Genomic DNA, 1065 nt, shown 5'->3' with positions numbered 1-1065 from the left:
AAAACAGACGCAGTCATTAAGCCCCTCAGATATTCCCTACTTTTTGAAATATTATGAACTGGCGGTATCTGGTTTAACCCTGGATGAAATTATCAGTAATGAGAACCAGGATGCTTTAACGGAAGTGATTCAAGTATTTAATGAGGAGCGAGAAAAGATTATCACTCACTTTGTGGTGGCAAATATTAGAAAATATAGAAAAGCTCTCGGCATTGAATACGATGAGATGAAAGGGAGGATTAAACAAAGATACGGTGTTCAGAAAACAGGAGAATTATCTCACCATCAGTGGCAAGAAATAGAAGAATCGTTGATTTGGGACTACGAGAATGCTGAGTTCTAAGACACAAAAGACCAGAGTTACTGTAGCTGGAAAAAGAGTCAGAGTAATTGAGGGATTGAAATTGCGATTGTCTTATGATAATGACCTGACAGTAGAAGAAATCTTAGCTCAAAAAAGGGGGGACAACCCCAAGGACAACTACGCTCCAACCCACGCTCCAACCCCAGAAACCTTGTCAGATAAGTCAGGGGACAACCTGGACAACTTTTGGGAAAACAAAAAAGAAAATAAAAATACTTTAGTTGTTTCTCAAGAGAAGTCGGAAATCGAGCGAGTTAATCAAGTGTCCATAGAAAGTCAACGAAAGGAGAATTTGGTTTCGGTAAATGAAGAAGTTGAACCTCTTCTTGTAGAAAATGAAGATGATTTAAAATCTCTAGGCTCAGAGCAATCGTTAATGGAAGTAGAAAATAAAAATCTGATAAATAAAGTTGATTCGGTATCAGGAGTTGTCCCGACCTCGACAGGGCAGGAGATTGAAGCTATCCTACCAGTTGTTCCACAGGTTGTCCCACAGGTTGTCCCCCCCTTAATTAATTGGAAAACGTACCCATATAATTCACGGGATATTGACACCATAAAAAACCGAGCTAACAAGGTAGTGCGATTCGTTGAAGCTGCGAAGCTCTAGAAACTAGAGAAGTAGAGGCTTCCAGGCGATGGTGGGTCAAAAACCACAAGTAGCCTGAACTGTTATCGAGCAGAGGCTCGTTAAGATAGAT

The 1065-nt window shown here is 40.3% G+C and carries 2 protein-coding genes; both read left to right on the top strand.

Translation table 11 applies throughout. The features are described from left to right. Nucleotides 1-343 (top strand): hypothetical protein (locus H1P_RS37060; protein ID WP_186376314.1); only part of this gene is annotated, 343 nt, incomplete at its 5' end. Then, the gene (locus H1P_RS33680) at nucleotides 330-974 is read left to right on the top strand and encodes a hypothetical protein (protein WP_144875874.1); all 645 of its coding nucleotides are present in this window, start codon (nucleotides 330-332) and stop codon (nucleotides 972-974) included. The genes H1P_RS37060 and H1P_RS33680, both read left to right, overlap by 14 nt. Nucleotides 975-1065: the final 91 nt, after the last annotated feature.

It is taken from the genome of Hyella patelloides LEGE 07179, assembly GCF_900659865.1.
In the GTDB taxonomy this organism is placed as follows: Bacteria; Cyanobacteriota; Cyanobacteriia; order Cyanobacteriales; family Xenococcaceae; genus Hyella; species Hyella patelloides.
This window is presented reverse-complemented; position numbering and strand designations above follow the sequence as displayed.